Origin of the sequence: Kitasatospora sp. NBC_01246 (assembly GCF_036226505.1) — a bacterium.
GTDB lineage: Bacteria > Actinomycetota > Actinomycetes > Streptomycetales > Streptomycetaceae > Kitasatospora.
Genome location: NZ_CP108484.1, coordinates 7,506,031 through 7,524,830, shown reverse-complemented (window position 1 = coordinate 7,524,830; position 18,800 = coordinate 7,506,031). Strand labels below are relative to the sequence as shown.

The following is an 18,800-nucleotide window of genomic DNA, read 5'->3' as shown; positions in this document are numbered from 1 at the left end:
TCCCACCGGGCCGGCGCCGCCACCCCCACTCGATCCGCCTCACCCGGTCCGCCTGAGCCGCGGGGCCGGGCCCGGCGGCCCCCCGCGTCACCCGGCCGACCCGAGCACGACCGGGTCCCGGGCGAGGTCGGCCAGCAGGGCGTCCAGCTTCGCCCGGTCGACCGAGGGCATCACGAAGACGTGCACGTAGCTGCGGCGGGTGGTCTCGTCGCCCGGGACCATCAGCACGTCCTGGGAGGACAGCGACCACTTCGCCACCAGCTCGGGGCTCGGCTTGCGGAACCGCACGGTGACCGCGCCCGGGGTGCGGGCCGGCCAGAGTTCGACGCCCGTCTCCCGCTCGATCCCCCGCAGCCGCCGCTCCAGGTACCCGGCCAGCTCCTGGGCCCGGCGTATCCGGTCCACCTGGTCCTGGTAGGAGTGCCGGGACAGGTGGTCCCAGATGACCAGCGGGGAGAAGCCGTTGCGGGAGCCCGCGAAGGTGGTGTCCGGCGCGCCGATGTACTCCGGCTGGGACGGCGGCGAGATCTGGTACTTGACCTTCGTCATGTAGATGCCGCAGGGCCAGGGCGCGCCGGGCCACTTGTGGCCGCTCATCGCGATCGAGGAGACCATGTCCAGCTCGCCGTGCTCCCGGGTGGGCAGCCTCAGGCCGAAGTCGTACTCGGGCAGCTCGACGTCGGGGGTCCAGCCGTACGCCGGGTCCTGGTTGGCCAGCCGCAGGAATGGCGCGTAGCCGGCGCCGAGCGCGCCGTCCACGTGGATCCAGAAGCCCCGGCGCAGGTCGACCAGCGGCTCCCCGGTCCGCGGGTCCGTGCCGTAGACCACCTGGCGCTCGACCAGGCCGTACCGCTCGAAGATCGGCAGCAGCCGCTCGCAGACCTGCCGGACGTCGTCGTGGGCGCCCTTGAAGGTGCTGCCGAGGTTGAGGTTCACGAAGACCGGGTGCCCGTTCGCGGCGAAGAACTCGACCAGCACCGCGAGGGCGTCGACGTCGATCTCGCCCGGGCCGTCCCAGGAGAGGCCCGAGGGGCCGGGGCGGGAGGGCACCTCGGTGGGCCACTCGCGGCGCCCCGTGGCGGGGTCGACCAGCGGGCACCGGTCCGCGTACTTCTCCAGGCCCACGGCGTGGAAGGTCTCGACACCCAGCACCCGCACCGCCTTGGCGAAGGAGTAGTGGGTGTCCTCGGAGTAGAAGGCCACCGGCCGGTGCGCGTTCGGGTTGTCCCGGTCGGGCGCGGCCTGCACGTACCGAAGGGCGTCGAACGGGGCCGTCGGCGGCTGGATCAGCGCCTTGCCGCTCAGGTAGTCCCGGGCGTTCCAGAGCGCGTACATGTTGCCCTCGGTCGAGCCCATCGAGAGCATGTAGCCCCAGTAGGACTCGGGGTCGGCGGGGTCGTGCGGCCGCTCGGCGTTCCACAGGGCCGCGTAGTAGTCGAGCACCGCGCGCTCGACCACCTTGGTGTTCGGCTTGTAGCCGCCGCTCTGGAACGGGTCGCCGAGGTTGTTGATGTTGTTCGGCATGAACCGGGCCAGGTCCAGTGCGCAGCCCTGCATGTCCTGGGTGGCCTGGTAGCCCACCAGGTGCCGGCGCTTGCGGGTCAGGTACTCGTCCACGGTGTCCAGGGCGCGCAGGCGCCGGTCGTCGTCCAGCCCGCCGGTGGGGAGCACGAAGTCGCGGCCGTCCAGCTCCGCCCCCGGGTCGACGGCGGTCGCGGCGGCGAAGGTGGCGGTCGGGCTCATGGGCGCGGCACTCCAGGGTGTTGGTGTGGGGGGCGACGTGGGGGTCGCGGTGGGGGCCGCACGGGGTCGCCGCGGGCCGTCCACCGGCGGGGAACGCCGCAGGGGCGTTCGACGCTCGCGGTCAGGATGGAACTTCCCGGCGCCCGGGGGAAGTTCCTCCGCACAAGATTCGGTGGCACGGCCCGAGATCTTGCGGATCGGCGGAAACAGCTGGAATCCTGCCCGGCATGCCGAACATTCCACCGCCCCGCAGAGCGCCCGTCGACGACGTGGACCGGGCCATCCTGCGCGTCCTCTCCGAGCACGCCCGGCTGCCCAACAACGCGCTCGCCGAGGCGGTGGGCATCGCCCCCTCCACCTGTCTGGCCAGGGTCCGCGCCCTCCAGGAGCGCGGGATCATCCGGGGCTTCCGGGCCGACGTCGACCCCGCCGCGATCGGCCTGCCGCTGCAGGCGATGATCTCCGTCCGGCTGCGCGCCCACACCCGGGAGCAGAACGAGAGCTTCCGCGGCACCGCCCCCGACCTGCCCGGCGTCCTGGCGGTGTTCCACATGGCGGGGTCCGACGACTACCTGCTGCACGTCGGCGTCGCCGGGCCCGAGGGCCTGCGCGACTTCGTGGTGGACCACCTCACCACCCACCCGGCGGTGGCGCAGACCCGGACCAACCTGATCTTCGAGCAGATAGCCGGCCGCCGCTACCTCGGCGACCCGCTCCCGTCGACCGGCTGAGCGGCCGAGCCCCCGGCGAGCGGCGGACCGGCCGGTCCGCCGGAGCAGCGGGGTACCGGGGTACCCGGGCCCCGCCGGTGCGGCACGTCCGGCCGAATCGGAGGAGCATCGAGTGCGGGGGCGACCGCGGCGGCCGCGCCCGCCGGTGCGGCGGCACTCGGCGCGGTCGGCCGGGCACGAGGAGGAAGGCCATGATCGTCGACTGCGCGCACTACCGCGACGGACGCCGCCAGCACGAGGGCCCCATGCCGCTGGAGGAGGCGGCCGCGCGCTGCGCGCAGGGCGGGTTCGTCTGGCTGGGCCTGTTCGAACCGGCCCCCGAGGAGCTGGCCACCGTGCGCGAGGGCTTCGGACTGCACGAACTCGCCGTCGAGGACGCCCAGGCCCACCACCTGCGGCCCAAGGCCGAGCGCTACGAGGACGGCACCGAGCTGATCATCCTGCGCACCGCGCGCTACGACGACGACCGCGAGGAGGTCGACTCCGGCGAGATCAGCGTCTTCCTCGCCGAGCACTTCGTGATCACCGTCCGCCAGGGCATCGCCAGCGAGCTGGCCGGCGCCCGCAACCGGCTCGAACGCAGCCCCGAACTGCTGCGGACCGGCAGCGCCTCGACCCTGTGGGCGATCCTCGACCAGGTGGTCGACAGCTACGCGCCCGTCGTCACCGAACTCGAACGCGACATCGAGGAGATCGAGGCCACGGTGTTCTCGGGCACGGTCGCCCCGACCGAACGGATCTACTTCCTGCGCCGCGAGGCCACCGACTTCTACCGGGTCGTCCACCCCCTGCTCGCCGTGCTCGCCCGGCGGCTCCAGCCCGGCCGGTCGGCGCCCGAACTGCTGCCGTACTTCCGGGACGTGCACGACCACCTGCTGCTGGTCAACGAGGAGGTCGCCGCCCAGCGCGACCTGCTGGCCACCGTCCTGGAGGCGAACATCGCGGTGATCTCCGTCGAGCAGAACCGGATCAACCTCCGGCAGACCGCCACCATGGAGCGGCTCACCATCGTCGCGACCGTCTTCCTCCCGCTGTCCTTCGTGGTCGGCTTCTTCGGCCAGAACTTCGGCTGGCTGGTCGACCACATCGGCAGCCTCACCGCGTTCGTCGCGCTCAACGTCGGCGGCCTGCTGCTGCCGTGCCTGCTGCTGTACATCTGGCTGCGCCGGCGGCGCGCCCGCCCGGCACCCCCGGTCCCGGGGGCGAACAGCGCCGTCCGGCACACCCCGAGAGCCCCGATGGGGTAGGGCGGCCCACCGCCCGCGACGGATACCGGCCACCTGACGCGCGGCCTGTTCCCCACCCGCCCGCCGAGGCGTAGCGTGACCGCGTGAACGCGGACCCGCTCTCCCGGCACGACGTCGTGATCGTTGGCGGCGGCCACAACGCCCTGGTGGCGGCGGCCTATCTGGCCCGGGCCGGCCTCCGGGTGCTGGTGCTCGAACGGCTGGCGCAGGTCGGCGGGGCGGCTGTGTCGGCCCGGGCGTTCGCGGGCGTGGACGCCCGGCTGTCGCGCTACTCGTACCTGGTGAGCCTGCTGCCGCGCCGGGTCGTCCGGGACCTCGGGCTCCGGCTGGACCTGCGGCGGCGCCGGATCTCCTCCTACACGCCCACCGTCCGGGACGGCCGGCCGACCGGTCTGCTGGTGGACGCCGCCGACCCCGCCCGGACCGCGGCGTCCTTCCGGGCGCTGACCGGTGACCCGCGCGAGTGGGAGGCCTGGCAGAGCTTCTACGCGGCGACCGGGAAGCTCGCCGAGCGGGTGTTCCCGACGCTCACCGAGCCGCTGCCCGCCCGGGCCGGGCTGCGCCGGCGGGTCGCGGACGACGCCCTCTGGGAGTCGTTCTTCGAACGCCCGCTGGGCGAGACGATCGAGCGGACCTTCACCGACGACCTGGTCCGCGGCGTGGTGCTGACGGACGCGCTGATCGGCACCTTCACCCACGCCCACGACCCCTCGCTGCTGCAGAACCGCTGCTTCCTGTACCACGTGATCGGCAACGGGACGGGCGACTGGGACGTCCCGGTCGGCGGGATGGGCGCGGTGACGGGCGCGCTGGCCGAGGCGGCGCTGGCGGCCGGCGCGGAGATCCGGACCGGCTGCGAGGTCACCGCCGTCGCCACCGACGGCACCGGAGAGGCCGAGGTGTCCTACCGCCACCGGGGCGGCGAGGCCACCGCGGTGGGCCGCCGGGTCCTGGCGAACGCCGCCCCGGCCGTCCTGGCCCGGCTGCTGGGCGAGGACCCCGGGCCCGCCCCGGAGGGCGCCCAGCTGAAGGTCAACATGGTGCTGCGCCGGCTGCCACGGCTCCGGGACCCGGCCGCGGATCCCCGCGACGCCTTCGCGGGGACCTTCCACATCGCCGAGGGGTACCGGCAGTTGGAGACGGCCCACGCCGAGGCGTCGGCCGGCCGGATGCCCTCGGTGCCGCCGTCGGAGATCTACTGCCACACCCTCACCGACCCGTCGATCCTCGGGCCCGAGGCGCTCCGGCAGGGGCTCCAGACGCTCACCCTGTTCGGACTGCACATGCCCGCGCGGCTGTTCACCGATCCGGCGGCCAAGGAGCTCGCGCTCGCGGCGAGCCTGGCCCGGCTCGACGAGGTGCTGGCCGAGCCGCTCGCCGACTGCCTGGCCACCGACGCCGCCGGGCGGCCGTGCGTGGAGGTCAGGACGCCGCTGGACCTGGAGCGGGAGGTCGGCCTGCCGGGCGGTCACATCTTCCACCGGGACCTCGCGTTCCCCTACGCGACCGGGGAGCCGGACGGCGCCGCCGCCCGCTGGGGCGTGGCGACGGCGCACCCGAACGTGCTGCTGTGCGGCGCGGGGGCGGTCCGCGGCGGCGGCGTCAGCGGCATCCCCGGCCACAACGCGGCACAGGCCGTCCTGGAGGACCTCGGGCCGTAGCCGCCGAACGGCCGCCGGCTCAGCGCACCGGCAGGTCCAGCACGGCCGGGTCGGCCCGCGTGGAGCCGAAGGTCACGGTGGAGCCGGACGGCGTGCGACCGCCGTAGAGGGCGTCCCGGGTGCCGAGCACCAGCGCGAGCCGGTGACCGGCGGGCAGGTCGTAGGCGGTGGCGAAGAGCGTGACGTCCAGCGGGAACGGCTGGCCCGGCGTCCGGTCGGACCAGCTCTGCGGGCCGTGCGAGATCAGCCGGCCCACACCCAGCGCGTCCACGTCGTAGAGGTAGGCGACGGCCGTGCCCTGCGGGGCGGAGGCGGTCACCGTGGTGTGCACCCGGGCCGCTCCGCGCACCGCCAGGCCCTGCGGCCGGGGCGGCGACTGCCGGACGACGGCGGCGGAGCGGTCCAGCAGCGGGACGGCCGCGGTCGGCGCCCGGTGGAGCACCTGGTCCGCCAGCCCGGACAGCAGGGCGACGCCGCCGCTCGCCCCGGAGGCGGCGTTGCCGCGCAGCGTCGACCGCCAGTCCCCGGCGGCCGGTCCGCCGAGGTCCTCGGCACCCAGCGCCAGCGTCTCGGTCCGGGAGCTGACGGCCTGCCAGTCGGGGTGGGCCTCGTGCGCACCGGTGGGGCGGACCGCCAGGTCGACCGGCGGCCGCGAGTCGCCGGGGGCACCCTTGAGGTACTGGTCGAGCCAGGAACGGGCGCTGCTCCAGGCGGCGTTGGAGAGGCCGAGCAGGCCGGTGAACTCCTGGCTGGCATGGTCGCCCGGGCGCAGTTCGAGGCGCTTGGGCCCGGTGAGGCGCTGGTAGAAGGCCGCCACCTGGCCGGGGTTGAAGAAGCTGTCGCCCCAGGCGTTCGCCAGCAGGACGGCGGTGCCGTTGGCGTTGATCCGGTCCAGGTAGCGGGCCGGTGAGCGGGTGTCCGCCCACCGGACGACCTCGGGCAGGTCGCGGTCGGCGAAGAGGTCGTCCAGCACCCGGCTGAACTCGGGGCTCCGGCGGCCGGTCGGCGCCTGGATCCCGGCGAGCACCGCGGCCGCCTGGACGTGCCGGGTCTGCCCGCTGTACAGCGAGTCGGTCAGGTCGGCCCAGCCGCTCAGCGAGGCGACGGCCTTGATCCGGGGGTCGAAGGCGGCGCCGAGGAGGGTGAGGCCGCCGCCCAGCGAGAGCCCCACCATGCCGATCCGCTCCGGGTCCGCCGGGGTCCGCGCCAGCGCCCAGTCGATCACCGTGGAGATGTCGGCGACGTCCTTCGGCCCGGCGACGTCGACCTCGCCGCCGGAGCCCCAGAAGCCGCGCACCGTGTAGGTGACGACCACGTAGCCCGCGGCGGCGAGCGCGTGGCCCTGGGCGACGTACTCCAGGTCGTTCTGCCCCCAGCTGGCCGGCTGCACCACCAGCGGGTACCGCCCCCGCGGGTCGGCCCCCGGACTGCCGGGGGCCGGGGCGAACACGTCCGCCTTGAGCACCACGCCGTCGTTCGCCGGGATGTCGGCCAGCCGGAACGACCCGACGGCGCCGGCGGCGGGGCCGGCTGCCGGGCCGCTCGCGGGGGTCCCCGTCGCGGCCGCCGCGGCGGCGGGCCGTGCGACGGCGGCCCCACCGAGCGCGAGCGCCGCAACCAGGACGGCACTGGCCGCCCGGCGGCCGGGACGGGGGTGGGCTCGTTCCATCACTGCTCCCTCTGTATTCGAACCACTGGAATCACGCGAATCCTCGGAGCCCGCTCGGAGCGACTCGGAGCGACTCGGATCGCTCGGATCGCTCGGATTACGGAGGCCACTCGGACCATGCGGACAACACGGGCCGCACGAACCTCGCGACTCCGCCCGGCCGTCGAGCCTAGCGAGCTGATGGCCCATCAGAGGAGGTGATGATCAGCCACATTACTCGCCAGTAGCCGTCGATGGATCACCCCGCCGCCCCGCCCCACCCCCGCCGATCGGCAGGGTCGCCGACCCGCCGAACGTCCGCAATGCGGCGTCCGGTGCCCGGTCATCGGGCATGATCACTTACGCTACTGAGCAGTCATCAGTTCGACGGATGACCGAACAGCACATGAACCATCGAACAACCAGGGGGAAACCATGCTCCGTCGCATGTCCGCACTGACCGTCTCGGCCGTTCTCGCCGGTGGCCTGCTCCTCGCCGCCGCGCCCGCCCAGGCCGCGCCCGCCCAGGCCCGCGCCTCCGTCTCGGTCAACATCGGTGAGCTGCAGGTCCAGGCCGCCAAGCTGCGCCAGCAGGCCCAGCGCCTGCGCAGCCAGGGCCACTTCCAGGAGGCCAACGTCACGGACGCCCGCGCGGCCGCCATCGAGGCGCAGATCCGCCGCTACGAGGAGTGCGAGCGCAGCGTCCACTGCTGACCGGTCCACCCGGGAGACCCCCGCGACGCGGCGCCCCGGCGCTGCGACGCGGGGGTCTCCCCGCGTTCCCCGCTACGGCCGGCCCGGGGCGGCGGGGCCGCCCGGCCGGCGGGTGTGGGCGAGGAGCGCCGGGACGACGACGTCCCACGTCCCCTCGGGAAAGACCTCGTGCCCGGTGCGTTCGAGGGCGATGAAGCGGGCGCCGGGAATCTCCGCCGCCAGGGCGCGCCCGTGCTCGACCGGGAACAGCGGGTCCTCGTCGCCGTGGAGCACCAGGGTGGGCGCGGTGATCCCGCCGAGCCGGTGGCGCCAGGGGCGGCCGGCATCGAGGAGGTAGGGGTTGGTCGACTGGGCGGCGATGTCGGCGGCGTGGTCCACGACCCGGGCGGCCAGCCGGCGCACGGCGTCCTCGTCGAACGGTCGCGAGACGGCGGCGAAGGGGCGCTCGCCCTCGACGATCGAGGCGATGACGGCGTCCCGGTCGGACCAGTCGACCCCGCCACCGCCGTCCGCTCCGGCCTCGCCGTCACCGTCCTCCACTCCGGGCCCGGACCCGGCCCCGGAACCGGCCTCGGACTGGGCCTCGGACTGGGCCTCGGACCGGGCGAAGAAGGCCGCGAGCCGGTCCGACATCGGCGGGAGGTCCGCCTGCTCCTGCCCGGGGATGCCGGGCGTGGACGACGCGCAGGTGAGCGTGGCCACCCGGTCCGGATGGTCGAGGGCCAGCAGCTGGCCGACCGTGGCACCCTGCGACATGCCGACGACGTGGGCCGCGCCCAGGCCGAGGGCGCCGATCAGGACGGCGGCATCGTCGGCCAGGTCCGGCAGCCCGTACGGCGGGGCGCCCACCTGGTAGGTCGTCGATCCCCCCGCGTCGCGGCTGTCGTACCGGATGACGAACCTGCCCCCGTCGGCCAGCCGCCGGACGAAGCCGTCGCTCCAGTTGAGCGCGCAGTGGCCCGCGCCGTGGATCAGGAGGACGGCGGGATCGGCGGGATCGCCGAGGAGGTCGGCGCTCAGCTCCGCGCCGTTGACCTTGAGGATGCGCCGGCCGGTCGCCATCGGGCCGCTCCTTCGCGGATTTCCGTCACGTGTCACGACGACCCTACGGCCAGGCGGGTCGTTCCCCGGCGAACGTCCGCACCCGACCGGTGGGTGGTGCGCTTCGGTCCCGTCGCCCGTGGGCAGCCTTCCCGGGCGGGGACACGGATGCGAGGAGGACGGCATGCGCCAGGACGAGGCCAAGCACTTCGACGAGCGGACGGCGGCGGGTGACACCGCCGCCGAGCCCGGCGGCGCGGCCGATCCCGAGGCCCGCTACCGCCGTTCCTCGGCCTTCCTCATCGACGAGGCCCTCGGCTTCCTCTTCCCCGCCGCCCTCCGCGCCGCCGCCGACGTCGGCGTGGCCGACCACCTCGCGGACGGCCCCCGCACGCCCGCCGAACTCGCCACCACGACCGGCCTGGACGCCCGCAGCCTGCACCGGGTGCTGCGCCTGCTCGCCACCCGGGGCGTGGTGGCGGAGGACGACGCGGGCCGGTTCACGCTGACCGACGCCGGCCAGGCGCTGCGCAGCGACGTCCCCTGCTCGGCCCGGACGGCCGTCCAGATGCTCACCGACCGCACCATGTGGCAGCCGGCCGGCGAGCTGACGAGCTGCCTGACCGAGGGCACCGCGTCGTTCGAGGCCATCTTCGGCATGCCGTTCTTCGACTGGTTCGCCCAGGACGCGCGGACCGCCGCCGTCTTCCACGGCGGCATGGCGGCGATGTCCGACGCCGAGAACGCGGTCATCGCGGCGGCCTACGACTTCCCGGAGACCGGCACCGTCGTGGACGTCGGCGGCGGCCACGGCGGCCTGCTACTGGAGGTGCTGCGCCGCAACCCGGGCGTGGCGGGCGTCCTCTACGACCGCGCCCACGTCCTGGCCGGCCATCGTCTCGACACCGACAAGGAGATCGCGGGCCGCTGGACCCTCGCGGAGGGCGACTTCTTCGTGTCCGCACCGCCCGGCGACATCCACCTGCTCAAGCGCATCACGCACGACTGGGACGACGAGACCTGCGTGACCCTGCTGACCAGCTGCCGCCGCTCGCTCCACCCGGGCGGCCGCGTCCTGGTCCTGGACGCGGTGGTCCCCCGGGGCAACGCCCCGCACCAGTCCAAGACCCTGGACCTGATGATGATGGCCTCCCTCACCGGCCGCGAACGCACCGAGGCGGACTTCGCCGCCCTCTTCGACCGCGCCGGCCTACGCCTCTCCCGCGTCCTCCCCACCCCCACCGTCCTTTCCGTGGTCGAGGCCGTTCCGGCCTGACGGATCATCATGTACTGCTCGGAGGTGGTGGTCCCGGCTCCCGGGTCGAGTCGGCGGGGAGGAGTTCGGCGGTGCGGTGGGCGACCTCGTGGTGGAGGGCGTCGCGGACGACCCGGACGGCGGGGTGGGTCACCGCCTCGCGCCGTACGGCCAGCGTGATCGGCAGCCGGATGTCGACCTCGTCCGGCAACAGCCTTCGCAGCCGGGCCCGTTCGGCGAGGAAGGCCGGCAACACGCCGATCCCGGCGCCGAGTCGGGTGGCTTCGACCTGGGCGAAGACGTTGGTGGAGGAGAACGCGGGTGTGACGCCCGGCAGATGGCGTTCGATGTCGAGGTCGCCGACCTGGAGCATCGAGTCGATGTAGAAGATCAGCGGATGCTCCCGCAGCTCGGCGACCGAGCCGGGCGGACCGGACCGCGCGAGGTACTCGTCGGCGGCGTACAGGCCCAGCGCGTAGTCGGTCAGGTGCTCGGTGACCAGGCGGCTGCGCGGTGGCCGGCCGATCGCCAGGGCGAGGTCGAATCCGGTCGGGCGCAGATTCAACTGCCGCGTGGCCGTGATGAGTTCGACGCGCAGTCGGGGGTGGCGCCGGCGTACCCGGACCAGTGCCGGGGTGGCGAAGACGGTGCCGAAGCCGTCCGGGGCGCTCACCCGGACGGTGCCGTGCAGGGACGGCGCGTCCTGACCGGAGACCGCGTCGACGACCCGGACGAGGGCGTCCTCGATCGCGCGGGCGCTGTCCGCGACGGACCGGCCGGCGTCGGTCAGGCCCCAGCCCTCCGTGCCGCGTTCGATCAGCCGTACCCCGAGGCTCTTCTCCAGCGCGGTGATCCGGCGGGACACCGTGGTGTGGTCCACGCCGAGCGCGTCGGCCGCGCTGACCAGCCGGCCCGTGCGGGCGACGGCGAGCAGGTACCGCAGGTCGTCCGCGCGGAGTGCGCGCGGGTCGGGGCCGCCGTGCTCCGGCCGCGTCGGCGGCTCCGGGTCGTCGCCGACCGGGCGGGTACGGGAGGGCACCGAGGCAGCGTATCTGCATTCGCGCACACCCCGTCTGCACGATTGGTGCTTGAGCGCACGACTCGGGGGCGGCAGAGTCGGGGCACCGTCGGCCGGCGCACCCGGCCGCCGTTCCTCCCCGCGTCGAGAGGGTCCCCCATGGTCGCCGGCCTGTCCCTGCCCCGGATCGTGCGCGTCGGCCGCGGCGCCGTCGAGGAACTGGGCGACGTCGTCGCCGGACTGGGGCTGAGCCGGCCCCTGCTCGTCACCGACGCGTTCCTGGTCGGGACGGGCGGGGCGGAGCGGGTGACCGCGACGCTGGTCCGGGCCGGGCTGAGCCCTCGCCTGTTCTCCGGCACCGTGCCCGACCCGACCACCGACTCGCTGGCCGCGGGCCTGGAGGCGCTGCACGGGCACCGGGCGGACTCCGTCATCGGGTTCGGCGGCGGCAGCCCGATGGACAGCGCCAAGGCGCTCGCCCTGCTGGGCGTTCAGGGCGGTCGGATGCGCGACTACAAGGCGCCGCGCGTCAACCACGGGCCGGCGCTCCCGGTGATCGCCGTCCCCACCACCGTCGGCAGCGGCTCGGAGGCGACCCAGGTCACCGTCATCACCGACAGCGGCACGGACGAGAAGATGCTCTGCCTGGGCCCGGCGTTCCAGCCGATCGCCGCCGTCGTCGACGCGGACCTGACCCTGTCGATGCCGCCCCGGCTGACCGCCGACACCGGCGTCGACGCCCTCACCCACGCCGTCGAGGCGTACGTCAGCCGCAAGGCCAACGCCTTCTCCGACGGTCTGGCCCTCACCGCGATCGCCACCATCGGCCGCCATCTGCGCCGCGTCTACGCGGACGGTTCGGACGCCGTGGCGCGCGAGGCCATGATGCTCGCCGCGACCCAGGCCGGGATGGCCTTCTCGAACTCCAGCGTCGCCCTCGTACACGGCATGAGCCGTCCGATCGGCGCCCACTTCCACGTCGCCCACGGCCTGTCGAACGCGATGCTGTTCCCCGCGGTGACCGCCTTCTCGGTGGCCGCGGCCCCCGGCCGGTACGCCGACTGCGCCCGCGCCCTGGGCGCCGCGAGCGTGACGGACGCCGAGGGCGCGGCCGCCGCCAAGCTCGTCGACGCCCTCCACGAGCTCTGCCACGACCTGGCCGTCCCCACCCCCCGCGCCCACGGCATCGACCCGGCCGCGTGGGCCCGGCTGACGCCCCTGATGGCCGAGCAGGCCCTGGGGTCGGGCTCCCCCGCCAACAACCCCGTCGTGCCCACCGCCGAGCAGATCCAGGAGCTCTACGCCCGGATCTACGCCTGATCACCGCCGACGCCCGCCGGGCTCACCCGTCCGCAGGGCCAGCCGCGCGTAGGCCCGCACGTCCGCGTCGGAGTCGGCGAGCCGTTCCCGCAGGCCCGCGGCGACCGCCGGGGCGGACGGTGTTCTCGCTGGTCATCGGGGCTGCTCCGGACATCGGCGGGTGGTTCGGCCAGACCCCTGGAGCCGAACCCGCCGGTTCTTCGCTGCCGCCGCGTCACGCCATCTGACCAGCCATCACGACCACCTCCGACCTGCGGGAGCACCGCCCGGCGCGACCGAACTGCCACCTGGCGCCGCCGCGCCGGGCACCCCCGTCCGCACGGTGCGGTGGCGCCGGGTCGGCCCAGCCCGGGCGGCCGGTCGAGGCAGCACGGCCGCGTGGTGCCGGCCCCCGGCTCAGTTCGGCGCCGCGGCCACGGCCACCGGCGACGAGCCGCCGGGCACCAGCAGCCGCGGCGCCCCGCCGCCGTCCGCCGGCACGCTCCAGACGTCGGTGCCCTTGCCGCCCTGGCCGGGCAGCGCGTACCCGAGCGTCTCCCCGTCGAGCCAGACCGCCTGGTCGTCCACGCTGCGCGACTCGGCCAGCGGGTGCTCGCCCATCCCCGCCAGCTCCAGCACGTGGAGCCGCCAGGGCGCCGCCGGGTCGGTCGAGACCTTCTTCTTGAAGGCGATCCGGGTGCCGTCCGGCGAGAGCGAGGGGCACTCCACGTTCTCCCGCAGGGTGCGGGCCGACCAGGCCCGGAGGTCCCCCTCGACCAGGTGGGTCCGGCCGCCGGTCGAGACGGTGGCGTAGAAGCGGTTGTCGTCGGCGGCGAAGCTGACGCCCCAGTAGTTGACGTCGGCGGCGTGGTAGCGGGCGCCGTCGACGGTCAGCGGGATGGACTCGATGGACTTGACCAGGTAGCCGGTACGCAGGTCCAGGACCGACGTCCGGGTGGAGAAGGTGCCCGCCGCATAGGAGTCCCCCACCGCGAAGGCGGTCCAGGCGAGCAGGTGGCCGGAGGCCGACACCCGGGCCCGGTTCGGGATCCCGGGCACCGTCACCGACTGGAGCTCGGTGAACTTCCGGTCGTACACCACCGCCTGGGTCCGGGCCGGGGTGCCGGGCAGCGCGCGCAGGCACAGCGCCCGGTCCCCCGCGGCGTGGAAGCGGACGCAGGACGGGCCGTCCGCCACCCCCGGACCGCGGGCGACCCGCCCGGTGGCGGAATCCCGGTAGTAGAGCCCGGGCTCGTCCAGGGTGAACGAGCCCGCGGCGGCGACCAGCCGCTGCCCGCCGCCGCGTTCCCTGGCGTGCAGGACGTACCCCAGGGAACCGCCCAGCAGCACCAGGGCCGCGGTGATCAGCACCAGCGAACGCGCTTTCACGAGACCTCCCTCTCCGGCCGCTCCGGCAGGATCCGCCGTGCCGCGACGAGTGCGGCGGCCAGCGCGAGCGCGGCCGCCGCCAGGGCCGGACGCGGCCCCCACCACGTCCAGGCCGCACCGAAGCCCGCCGCGCCGACCAGCCGGGCGAGCGCCTGACCGGTCTGCAGCACCGCGAGCCCGCTCGCCCGGCCGTCGAGCGGCAGGACCGGCCCGGCGAGTGCCATCAGCACACCGTCCGTGGCGGCGTAGAAGACGCCCAGGAGGACCAGGACGAGTACGGTGGCCGGCCAGCCCGGCGGGGCCATCACCACGAGGTAGGCCGCGAGCAGCGCACCGTGCCCCCAGAGGAACGGGGTGCGCCGCCCGGACCGGTCCGCGATCCGGCCCGCCGGTACGGCCAGCAGCAGGTAGCACGCCGCGGCGCCGAGCGGCAGCAGCGGGAAGAGCAGGGCCGGCAGGTCCAGGCCGCGCTGGAGCAGCAGGTAGAGGAAGGAGTCGCCGATCGTCGCGGCGCCCAGCAGCACGGCGGCCGTGACGACCCGCCGGAACACCGGGTCGCCGAGTGCCCTGGGCTTCTTCCCCGTCCTGCCGCGCTCGCCGGTCCTCCCGCCGGCCGGCCTCGGCTTCACGCCGACCGCCGGCTTCACATCGGCCACCGGCTTCACGCCGACCGCCGGCTTCACATCGGCCACCGGCTTCACGCCGACTGCCGGCCTCGCCCCGGCCGGGACGAAGAGCACCAGCACCAGCACGCCGAACAGCCCGGTGGCGAAGCTGACCACGAAGACCGCGTCGTACGCGTCCGCCGTCGCCCACAGCACCACGAACGCGACCAGGGGGCCCAGCAGCGCCCCCGTGGTGTCCATCGCCCGGTGCACCCCGAACGCCCGCCCGAGCTCCTCCGGCGGCGCGCTGAGCGAGATCATCGCGTCCCGCGGCGCGGTCCGCACGCCCTTGCCGAGCCGGTCGGCGGCCAGCGCGGCGGCGATCCCGGCGGCCGCGCCGCCGGCCAGCAGCAGCCCGAGCCGGGAGAGCGCCGACAGCAGGTAGCCGACCCCGGCGACCGTCCGGTGCCGGCCGCCGCCGCGGTCGGCGAGCTTGCCGCCGAGCAGCCGGACCAGTGCCGTCGCCCCGTTGAACAGCCCGTCGAGGAAACCGAATTGAAGCGGCGAGAGGCCGAGCCCCAGCACCAGGTAGAGCGGCAGCACGGCGGTGACCATCTCCGAGGAGACATCGGTGACCAGGCTGACCGCGCCGAGCGCGACGACCGTGCCCGGGACGCGCCGTCCCGCCCCGGCGGGGCGGGACGGCGCGTCCGGACGGCGGCCCGTGGTGGCGAGGTACATCATCAGTGGCAGCTGTACTTCGGGCTGGTGTCCTTGACCTGGCCGTCCGTCCCGACGTAGCTCCAGCCGTAGCCGGAGTCGGTGAAGTCCAGCTTCAGCACGCCGTAGTCACCGCTGATCCGCTTCTGGCTGTTCGGCTGGACCTGCTCGATCGGGTAGGGCTCGGCGCCGCCCATCCCGCCGACGATCTCGACGATCCCGTCCGCGGTCGCCTTCCCGTCCGGGTCCTGCGGGGCGAACCGCTCGTAGTGGTGGTCGTGCCCGTTCAGCACCAGGTCGGCCTTGGCCCCGTAGAGGATCTTCCACACCGGCCGGGAGACCGGGTCGTTGCCGTGGCCGCCGGAGGAGTACAGCGGGTGGTGCCAGTAGGCGGCGATGCACTTCTTCCCGTTGGCCGCCAGGTCGGCCTTCAGCCAGTCGATCTGGGCGCTCTGGTCGAAGGCGTTGGAGTCCAGCGCGACGAAGTGCCAGTTTCCCTCGTCGAAGCTGTAGTAGCTCTTCCCCTGCGGGTAGGCGATGCTGCCGAAGTACGCCTTGTACCCGGCGAGCGACCCGGCCGGGTCGTAGGTCTCGTGGTTGCCCGGCACCGGATGGGTCTTCGCCTTGAACGCCCCCCAGGTCTTGTCGTAGTAGGCCTTGAAGTCCGCCAACCGGGCGTCGTCGTACTGGCTGTCACCCATCGTCAGGTAGAACTTGGGGTTGATCTGCTGGGCCAGCGCGGCCGTCTTCGGGTGCGCGCAGCCGCTGTCCGCGGCGGTGCACTGGGCGGCGATGTCGCCCGCCGCCACCACGGTGAACGCCCCGCCCGGCGCGGTACCGGTCGGCGAGGGGGTGCCGGTCGGCGACGGGGTGCCGTCCGGCACTCCGTACACCTGCATCTCGAACAGCGAGTACCCGTACGACGTCCCGCGCGCCGTCCCGTACATCCGGACGTAGCGGCCCTTTCCGGCCAGCCCCGTCCAGTCGTCCGTCCCGCCGTTACCGGCCTTCTCCTCGGCCACCGCCGTCCAGGTCACCCCGTCCGCCGACACCTCCAGCCGGTACGCCTTCGCATAGGCGGCCTCCCAACTCAGTTTCACCCGGGAGACGTTGGCGCTCACCCCGAGGTCGACCCGCAGCCACTGCGGGTCCTTCCCCTCCACACTGGCCCACCGGGTGGAGGTACTCCCGTCGAACGCCTTCCCCGCCGCGTACGACGACCCCTCGGTGGAGGAGGCCGTCGCGGCCTTCCCCTGCGAGAGCAGCGGGTCGACCGCCGCCCCCGCCTGCCCGGACCAGCCGAGCAACAGGCCGCCGAGCAACGTGATCACAGCGGCGAACACTCCGACACGAACAGGTCTTGCCGAGACACCCAGACGCATCCCTGAACTCCATGACGTTGAGTAGATGGCGAGAGCTGGACTCCGGTCCACAGCACACGAACTCACCGGGCGAGCGGCAACCGCGCCACCGCAGCGGCCGGGTCAGAGCTCTCGCTGAGCACGTCACACCCCCTTCGAGCCGGGGTGCCGTGCCAAGCCGCCGACCGACAGCCTAATGGATAGTAAAGTTCCCTACCAATAGTTCGGCAGCACCGAACTTCCGCCCGCCCAGCGGATCATGGCCCTGTCCGAACGCCTCGCCGGACCCGTCTCCACGGCCCCGACCGACCGCCGGAATGCCCGCTACCGCCTCGGACCTGCGGCCGCGTACGCCGCGGCGCCGGTCGCGAACAGGGCCCACGCCGTCCCGGTGGACGCCGCCGTGCCGGGCAGAACGGCCATCCAGTGGAGCACCTGCCCCGCGGTGCCGCCCGGCGGCGGTAGGAGGAGGGTGAACGCGAGCCAACCGGCCGGCAGGGTTCAGGCGAACGACGCCCCACACAGCGCCGCGCCGAGCGCCGCCAGGCCGACCAGGCCGACCAGGCCGACGCTGTCCCGGACGACCACCCCGACGGGGCCGGACGCGCCGATCAGCAGCACGTGCACCACCCGGCGGGACAGCCGGCGCATCGCCGCCGTCCGCTCCAGCACCACGTCCTCGTCCAGGCCGCCCGGTGCTCTCCTCCGTGCTCTCACACCAGCCGGACGCCCGAAGCCGCAGCCAGGCGCTACCTCCGCCATGACCTGCGTCCCGTTCGGCACGGGAGTGCGAGGCCCCGGCCACCGAGGGAGCGCCGCCGGGCCCCGTCCCGCCGGGAGCGCCCTCGCGCGCCGGCCGGTCAGGCCGTGGCGGCCAGCCCGCAGCCCTGCTCCAGGAACGCCATGGTGCCGATGACGCCGCCGAGTTCGCGGATCGGCCGGGCGGCGCCGAACGGCGCGTTCCAGAACTCGCCCCGCCGCGGGGTGGGCGGGCCGACGTACGCGTACGGCTCCGCCTGGAACGCGTCGCCGGGTGAGACGCCGTAGTTCACGCCGTCGACGGTCACCCCGATGTCGAAGTGCTCGGGCCAGATGACCGGGTCCGCCCCCGCGAACAGCCCGCGCAACGCGGCGTCCCCGAGCGCGAAGCACCGCGCGAGCCGGCGGGCGGCGGACGGGTCCGTCTCGACGGCGTCGTCGGCGGCCACGACCGGTCCGTCCCCGTACAGCCCGGCCGGGGCACCGACCGCGAGTCCGAGGGCCGCACCGAGCGCCGTGCAGGTGGTCCATTCGAGGGACAGCGCCTGCCCGGGCGCGACCAGCTCCGCGCCGATCACCCGCAGCCGCGGTTCGGCCGTGGTGGCGAAGCCCCCCGCGCAGGCGCGCAGCCTGATGGTTCCGCTGTCCCGGTACTGCGGCCCGGCCAGGACCAGCTCGGCCACCGCGTGCAGGGCCCGGCGGGTGCGTACGAGAGTCTCGGTGTCCATGAGGGCATGCTCCCGCAGCCCGAGGCACCGCGCACAGCCTGCCGCCGGGCGGCCGCACCGGCCGGCCCCCGCCGGTCGTCGCCGATCCTCGCGCCGCACGTGGTGGCCCTCGGCCCGCCGGACCCGTGCGACGGCAGCGGGGCGCGTCCTCAGGCCCGGCCGGTCGGCCGCAGTTCGCGTTCGAGCGCGGCCAGCGCGAAGGCGTGCGCCGAGGCGTGCTGCCAACGGGCCCGCCCGAACATCACGTCCCCGGAGAGCCCGTTGAGCATGGCCACCGCCCTGATGACGAACTCGGTAGGGTCCACGTCGGCGAACTGCCCCAGCGCCCGCCCCTCCCGGAGGACGGCTTCCAGCCGCTCCTCCCAGACGTCGGACAGGTCGGTGAGGACCTGCCGGCCGGCGTCGTCGTGGCACTGGGCCAGCACCTGCGTCCACAGCGCGTAGCGTTCGTCGCCCGGGTGGCGGGGCAGGTAGTAGCGGACGAACAGCGCCAGTTTCTCGGCGGGGGACGCGGCTTCGTCCGCGGCCCGCTCGAACCGGGAGCCGAGGTCAGCCTCGCTCCACGCGAGGACCTCCAGCAGCAGCCGGTCCTTCTTGCCGAAGTGGTAGAGGATGTGCCCGGTGCTCATGCCGGCCCGCGCGGCGATGTCCGACATCCGCACGGCCGCGGTGCCCTTCTCGGCGATGACGCTGATGGCGGCCCGCATCGCCCGCCCCCGCGCCTCGTCGCCGCTGGGCTGGCGCTTCCGGTCGACCGAGGTCGGGGAAGGCTGGGGAGCGGCGCCCGGTTCAGTGCCCGTCCCAGCGCCCGACGCACCGCACGCCTCGGCACCCTGCGCGGCACCCGTCACCGGCTCGGTCTCTCTCGTCGACATGGCCGC

The 18,800-nt window shown here is 74.5% G+C and carries 16 protein-coding genes; 6 read left to right on the top strand and 10 right to left on the bottom strand.

The window, feature by feature from the left end; all coding sequences use genetic code 11:
• Window positions 1-87 precede the first annotated feature (87 nt).
• Window positions 88-1,743, bottom strand: coding sequence for a histidine decarboxylase (locus tag OG618_RS31955; protein WP_329491070.1), 1,656 nt, complete (start codon window positions 1,741-1,743; stop codon window positions 88-90).
• 227 nt (window positions 1,744-1,970) lie between these two features.
• Here OG618_RS31955 and OG618_RS31950 point away from each other — a divergent pair, with 227 nt between their 5' ends.
• From OG618_RS31950 to OG618_RS31940, 3 genes are all read left to right on the top strand, one after another.
• The gene (locus tag OG618_RS31950) at window positions 1,971-2,474 is read left to right on the top strand and encodes an Lrp/AsnC family transcriptional regulator (protein ID WP_329491069.1); all 504 of its coding nucleotides are present in this window, start codon (window positions 1,971-1,973) and stop codon (window positions 2,472-2,474) included.
• Between the two features lie 191 nt (window positions 2,475-2,665).
• Entirely contained in the window at window positions 2,666-3,721 is a 1,056-nt protein-coding gene (locus OG618_RS31945) for a magnesium and cobalt transport protein CorA (protein ID WP_329491068.1), read from the top strand.
• 83 nt (window positions 3,722-3,804) lie between these two features.
• On the top strand, window positions 3,805-5,382 hold the full coding sequence (locus OG618_RS31940; protein WP_329491067.1) for a phytoene desaturase family protein: 1,578 nt from the start codon (window positions 3,805-3,807) through the stop codon (window positions 5,380-5,382).
• A gap of 19 nt (window positions 5,383-5,401) precedes the next feature.
• On the opposite strand, the gene OG618_RS31935 is transcribed toward OG618_RS31940, so the two are convergent.
• Entirely contained in the window at window positions 5,402-7,051 is a 1,650-nt protein-coding gene (locus OG618_RS31935) for a CocE/NonD family hydrolase (protein WP_329491066.1), read from the bottom strand.
• Between the two features lie 426 nt (window positions 7,052-7,477).
• On the opposite strand from OG618_RS31935, the gene OG618_RS31930 reads away from it, so the two are divergent.
• On the top strand, window positions 7,478-7,744 hold the full coding sequence (locus OG618_RS31930) for a hypothetical protein (RefSeq protein WP_329491065.1): 267 nt from the start codon (window positions 7,478-7,480) through the stop codon (window positions 7,742-7,744).
• Window positions 7,745-7,816: 72 nt separating this feature from the next.
• Here OG618_RS31930 and OG618_RS31925 read toward each other — a convergent pair whose 3' ends face one another.
• The gene (locus OG618_RS31925) at window positions 7,817-8,806 is read right to left on the bottom strand and encodes an alpha/beta fold hydrolase (RefSeq protein WP_329491064.1); all 990 of its coding nucleotides are present in this window, start codon (window positions 8,804-8,806) and stop codon (window positions 7,817-7,819) included.
• A 163-nt stretch (window positions 8,807-8,969) separates the two neighbouring features.
• On the opposite strand from OG618_RS31925, the gene OG618_RS31920 reads away from it, so the two are divergent.
• Window positions 8,970-10,061, top strand: a complete 1,092-nt coding sequence (locus OG618_RS31920) for a methyltransferase (RefSeq protein ID WP_329491063.1) — start codon at window positions 8,970-8,972, stop codon at window positions 10,059-10,061.
• Window positions 10,062-10,068: 7 nt separating this feature from the next.
• Here the strand turns inward: OG618_RS31920 and OG618_RS31915 are convergent, their stop codons facing one another.
• Window positions 10,069-11,079 carry a LysR family transcriptional regulator gene (locus OG618_RS31915; RefSeq protein WP_329491062.1) on the bottom strand — a complete coding sequence of 337 codons (1,011 nt, stop codon included), beginning with the start codon at window positions 11,077-11,079 and terminating at the stop codon, window positions 10,069-10,071.
• A 138-nt stretch (window positions 11,080-11,217) separates the two neighbouring features.
• Between OG618_RS31915 and OG618_RS31910 the strand changes: the two genes are divergently transcribed.
• Window positions 11,218-12,378, top strand: coding sequence for an iron-containing alcohol dehydrogenase (locus tag OG618_RS31910; protein WP_329491061.1), 1,161 nt, complete (start codon window positions 11,218-11,220; stop codon window positions 12,376-12,378).
• A 396-nt stretch (window positions 12,379-12,774) separates the two neighbouring features.
• Here OG618_RS31910 and OG618_RS31905 read toward each other — a convergent pair whose 3' ends face one another.
• From OG618_RS31905 to OG618_RS31880, 6 genes are all read right to left on the bottom strand, one after another.
• Window positions 12,775-13,746, bottom strand: coding sequence for a TolB family protein (locus OG618_RS31905; protein WP_329491060.1), 972 nt, complete (start codon window positions 13,744-13,746; stop codon window positions 12,775-12,777).
• A complete protein-coding gene (locus OG618_RS31900) occupies window positions 13,743-15,092 on the bottom strand; it encodes an MFS transporter (RefSeq protein ID WP_329492366.1) in 1,350 nt (449 codons plus the stop codon). The genes OG618_RS31905 and OG618_RS31900 overlap by 4 nt, the downstream gene beginning before the upstream one ends.
• 2 nt (window positions 15,093-15,094) lie before the next feature.
• On the bottom strand, window positions 15,095-16,402 hold the full coding sequence (locus OG618_RS31895; protein WP_329491059.1) for a discoidin domain-containing protein: 1,308 nt from the start codon (window positions 16,400-16,402) through the stop codon (window positions 15,095-15,097).
• Between the two features lie 531 nt (window positions 16,403-16,933).
• Window positions 16,934-17,149: a hypothetical protein gene (locus tag OG618_RS31890; protein ID WP_329491058.1), complete on the bottom strand. Its 216-nt coding sequence runs from the start codon at window positions 17,147-17,149 to the stop codon at window positions 16,934-16,936.
• A gap of 143 nt (window positions 17,150-17,292) precedes the next feature.
• Entirely contained in the window at window positions 17,293-17,919 is a 627-nt protein-coding gene (locus OG618_RS31885) for a hypothetical protein (RefSeq protein WP_329491057.1), read from the bottom strand.
• Between the two features lie 149 nt (window positions 17,920-18,068).
• Window positions 18,069-18,794: a TetR/AcrR family transcriptional regulator gene (locus OG618_RS31880; protein ID WP_329491056.1), complete on the bottom strand. Its 726-nt coding sequence runs from the start codon at window positions 18,792-18,794 to the stop codon at window positions 18,069-18,071.
• Window positions 18,795-18,800: the final 6 nt, after the last annotated feature.